The organism is Protofrankia sp. Cr1, assembly GCF_963555865.1.
Classification (GTDB): Bacteria; Actinomycetota; Actinomycetes; order Frankiales; family Frankiaceae; genus Protofrankia.
Genome location: NZ_CAUVXO010000486.1, coordinates 1 through 3,892, shown reverse-complemented (window position 1 = coordinate 3,892; position 3,892 = coordinate 1). Strand labels below are relative to the sequence as shown.

Annotated in this window: 3 protein-coding genes and 1 pseudogene; 1 reads left to right on the top strand and 3 read right to left on the bottom strand. The window is 69.3% G+C overall.

The window, feature by feature from the left end:
* Positions 1 to 94: 94 nt before the first annotated feature.
* Together U9980_RS24275 and U9980_RS24270 are read right to left on the bottom strand one after the other, a co-directional pair.
* On the bottom strand, positions 95 to 739 hold the full coding sequence (locus U9980_RS24275; protein ID WP_322770052.1) for a response regulator transcription factor: 645 nt from the start codon (positions 737 to 739) through the stop codon (positions 95 to 97).
* A complete protein-coding gene (locus U9980_RS24270; protein ID WP_322770051.1) occupies positions 730 to 2,736 on the bottom strand; it encodes a histidine kinase in 2,007 nt (668 codons plus the stop codon). Before U9980_RS24270 ends, U9980_RS24275 begins: the two co-directional genes overlap by 10 nt.
* Before the next feature lie 107 nt (positions 2,737 to 2,843).
* On the opposite strand from U9980_RS24270, the gene U9980_RS24265 reads away from it, so the two are divergent.
* The gene (locus U9980_RS24265; protein ID WP_322770050.1) at positions 2,844 to 3,518 is read left to right on the top strand and encodes a hypothetical protein; all 675 of its coding nucleotides are present in this window, start codon (positions 2,844 to 2,846) and stop codon (positions 3,516 to 3,518) included.
* 145 nt (positions 3,519 to 3,663) lie between these two features.
* Here the strand turns inward: U9980_RS24265 and U9980_RS24260 are convergent.
* Positions 3,664 to 3,892, bottom strand: a pseudogene (locus tag U9980_RS24260) (hypothetical protein); the annotation flags it as partial.

Below are 3,892 nucleotides of genomic sequence, written 5' to 3'. Positions count from 1 at the left end.
GGATTCCGTTCAAGCGTCACGATTTCCACGGCGAATGGAATTACATGATCACGGCCCGCAAGTCAGATATTAAATAATCAAACTATTTCAATACTTAGCTGCGGAGGTGGGTGAGGACGGCGAGGATGCGGCGGTTGTCGTTGGCGTCGAGGCTGATGTCGAGTTTGAGGAAGATGGCGGTGACGTGGGTTTCGACGGTGCGGGCGCTGAGGAAAAGGCGGTGGGAGATGGCGGCGTTGGAACGTCCCTCGGCCATGAGTTCCAGGACCTCGCGTTCGCGGTCGGTGAGGCGTTGAAGGAGGCCGGTGCGGTGTTGGTGGCCCATGAGGACGGTGACGACCTCGCTGTCGATCACGGTACCGCCGCCGCTGATCCGGGCGAGGGCGTCGGTGAGTTCGGTGATCTCCCCGACGCGGTCCTTGAGGAGGTATCCCACTCCGCTGTTGCTGGCCGACAGGAGTTTCACCGCTTGGGCGGTCTCGACGTACTGGGAGAGGATCAGGACGCCGATGTGGGGGTGGTGTTCGCGGATCTGAATGGCGGCGCGCAGGCCCTCGGTGGTCCCGGTGGGTGGCATGCGGATGTCGACGATGACCAGGTCGGGGTCGAGGGCCGCGACGGAGTCCAGGAGGGTCTCGGCGTCGCCGTGCTGGGCGATGATCTCGTGTCCGGCCTCGTGCAGGAGCGCTGCCAGGCCGCGGCGGAAGAGGGCGGAGTCGTCGGCGAGGATCAGGCGCATGGCAGGTCCGCGATGATCTTGGTGCCGTTGGTGCCGTTGGTGCCGTTGGTGCCGTTGGTGCCGTTGGTGCCGTTGGTGCCGTTGGTGCCGTTGGTGCCGGACACGGTCAGCGTGCCGCCGATGGAGGCGACGCGGTCGCGCAGGCCGCGCAGGCCGGTGCCCGATTCCTGGTCGGCGCCGCCCGGCCCGTCGTCGGTGACCCTGACGTGCAGACGGTCGTCGCGTTGGGTGATCTCCACCTGGGTGGTCGCGTCCGGGGCGTGTTTGGCGACGTTGGTGAGTGCCTCGGCGACCACGTAGTACGCGGTGGTCTCGACCGCCGGTGGAAATCGTCGCTGCGGGACGGCGAGGAGAGCGGCGGCGATCGCTGAGCGTTCGACGAGGGAGCGGACGGCGTCGGCGAGCCCCGCCTCGGTGAGGAGGGCGGGATGGATGCCGCGGGCCAGTTCGCGGAGCTCGCCGAGGGCCTGACGCAGGTCGGTCGATGCGGCGTCGAGCCGGGTCAGCAGGTGCGGGTCGTCGGGCAGCCGGGTCCGCAGCCGCTGAAGGGAGATGCCAAGGGTGACCAGTCGCTGTTGGGCGCCGTCGTGGAGGTCGCGTTCGATGCGGCGCCGCGCGGAGTCCTCAGCAGTGAGGATGCGTTGGCGCGACAGCCGGAGTTCTTCAGCCTGATGCGACAGTTCGGCGAGCCGCCGGTGCAGGTCGGCGTTGAGCGCGACGTTGCGGAAGACCATGACGGCCTGGGCGGCGAGGTCGCCCAGCAGTGCTTTCTCCTCCCGCGACAGCACACCGTCCTTGACGATCGTGATCGCGCCCAGGACCGTGCCGTCGTGCTCGACGAAGACGTTGGCGGGCTCGTCCGGCATCGGGGGCCGGCCTGCGGGTGTTCCGTCGGGCCATCCGGTGATGTGCTGCCAGGAGTCGTCGGCCCGGATCCAGACATGGGCGGCGGTGGCGTAGGTGGCGGCTGCGGCCGCGTGGGCGCACGAGCTCATGGCCTCGGTGCCGAGCCGGGTTTCTGCCACCTGCCGGGAGAACTCGCTCAGGATCAGGTACGGGTCGGTGCGGCGGCCGTAGACCACGTGGTGCGCGGCGGACTCGATCCTCCGTCGTACCGGCTGGAGCACCGAAACCACGACGACGGTCGCCAGGACCATCAGCCAGATGTTCCCGCCGCTTCCGGCCGCCGAGCCAATGCCGACCACGATCGCTCCGTAGACCGCCGCGGTGAATCCCGATACGCCGAGCAGCACCAGAGTGCGGTCTGCGATCACGTCGATCGCCCACAGCCGATACTTCAGCACCGCGAACCCCATCGCGACCGGGATCGCCGCGATCAGCGTGTTCCCGGCGTCGACCACGACCCGGAACCACATCGGGGTGGGGCGCGGCAGGTAATGACCGGCCACGGCGATGATCACCAGTGAACCCAGGGCGTACAGAACCGAGAGCACCAGCCAGCGCACCTGCAGCCGCCCGGCCTCCCCGGCCCGCCGGTACCGCACCACGAGGCTGGCCAGCGCACCGGCCGACGCCGGGCCGAGCAACAGCCCGGCCACCGGCCAGACCATCGCCGCCCCGACCACCGCCGCGCACACCCAGCCGAACCACCGCCACCCCCGCGACAACACACGGCCGTCGGGGAACAGCAGGGGAATCACCACGAGGATCAGTGCGGCGAACAACACCCCGGCGCGGTCGGAGATCACCGGTACGTCATCGCCCGCCGCGCCGAACACCTGCACCATGACGCCCGCGGCCAGCACCGCCCAGCTGACCGCGTTACCCGGAACCCGCCGCACCAGAAGGAAACCGACCAACGCGAAGCTCAGGGCCGCGACCGACTGCACGATTGCGCCATAGGAGGTCCCGAAGTCGTCCTCCTGCACCGGACGCATATTGGTGATCAGCGGGACGATACCCGCCACCCACACGGCGGCCGCGACGAACAGCCCGGCGGGAGCGGCGATCGCGGCAATCCGGGTCAGACGCACCATGAACAGATCGTGTCAGCCCATGGGCCCGTTCGTCTCCGTGCTGGCACGGAGCAATTCGCGCGGTTTCCCCGGATCCGCCTCCATCCGCCGACCGGGAGCCTGATTGCATGACCGAATCCACCGCAGTACAGGCCCGATCCCCCCGAACGCTCCCCGCCCGGGCGCTGGCCCTGGCCACGCTCCTCGCCCCGGTGCTGCTCCTCGCGGCGAACGCCATCGAACCGGCGGCGCTCGACGAACGACACGGCACCGACCCCGCGAAATCCGCGCAGGCCCTGCTCGACATCGCCCCCGACCGCGCACGCCTCCCGCTGTTCGTGCTCCTCCTCGGACTCGGCCTGGCACTCCTCGTCCCCGCCGCCATCGGCCTGACCCGCCTGGCCGGCGGCCGCCCGCTCGCGGTCACCGGAGCCGCCCTCGTCGCCCTCGGCGCGCCGATGGGAGCCCTGTCGAACGCCGTCTCCGCGCTGAACCTGCACCGCCTCACCGACCCCGCCCTCCCCAGAGGCGTCGCCGTCCAGGCCCTCGCCTACGACTCCATGAAGACCAGCATCATCTACTTCCTGCTGTACCTCCTGATGTTCGTCGGCATCCTCCTGCTCGGCATCGCCCTCCTCCGCTCCGGACCGCTGCCCCGCTGGCAGACCGCCCTGATCGGCCTCGGCCCCCTCGTAGTGCTCTTGGCCCCCACCGGAAACATCGCCGGCGCGCTCGCCCCCCTCCCCTTCACCCTCGGTATGGCCTTCGCCGCCCGCGAACAAGCCCGCCCTGCTCAGCGCTGAATCCGACCACGCCCCACCAGGGCCACGACCCGGCCCATCGACCGGCAGCCCCGTCGACTCCAGCACCCCACGACCAGACCACCTGACCGTCTGGCCGGATTCCGCCACATCTCCAGCTGCCGGTGATCCCCGTGAGGGACGGTGTTCAATAGAGATCGCCGGGAAGATCCAGAGCGTTCCCCGCCCCCTGATCGGAGTTTCCATGCGCGCGCGTGCCCGACAGTTCCTGAGTGAGCGCCTCCGATGGCTCTCCAGATGTGTCCGTTGGATCTGGAGACTGGTTCTCAGGGTCGGAGGCGGGGCCGGAACAGCTGTCCGCACCCTCGGGCGTCGGGTCGTCATCCGGTTCAATCGGTTCCTCGGCTGGGTGGTCC

Coding starts and splice junctions, on each gene's coding strand:
- U9980_RS24275 (WP_322770052.1), bottom strand. CDS start 739: ATGCGCCTGATCCTCGCCGACGACTCCGCCCTCTTCCGCCGCGGCCTG.
- U9980_RS24265 (WP_322770050.1), top strand. CDS start 2,844: ATGACCGAATCCACCGCAGTACAGGCCCGATCCCCCCGAACGCTCCCC.
- U9980_RS24270 (WP_322770051.1), bottom strand. CDS start 2,736: ATGGTGCGTCTGACCCGGATTGCCGCGATCGCCGCTCCCGCCGGGCTG.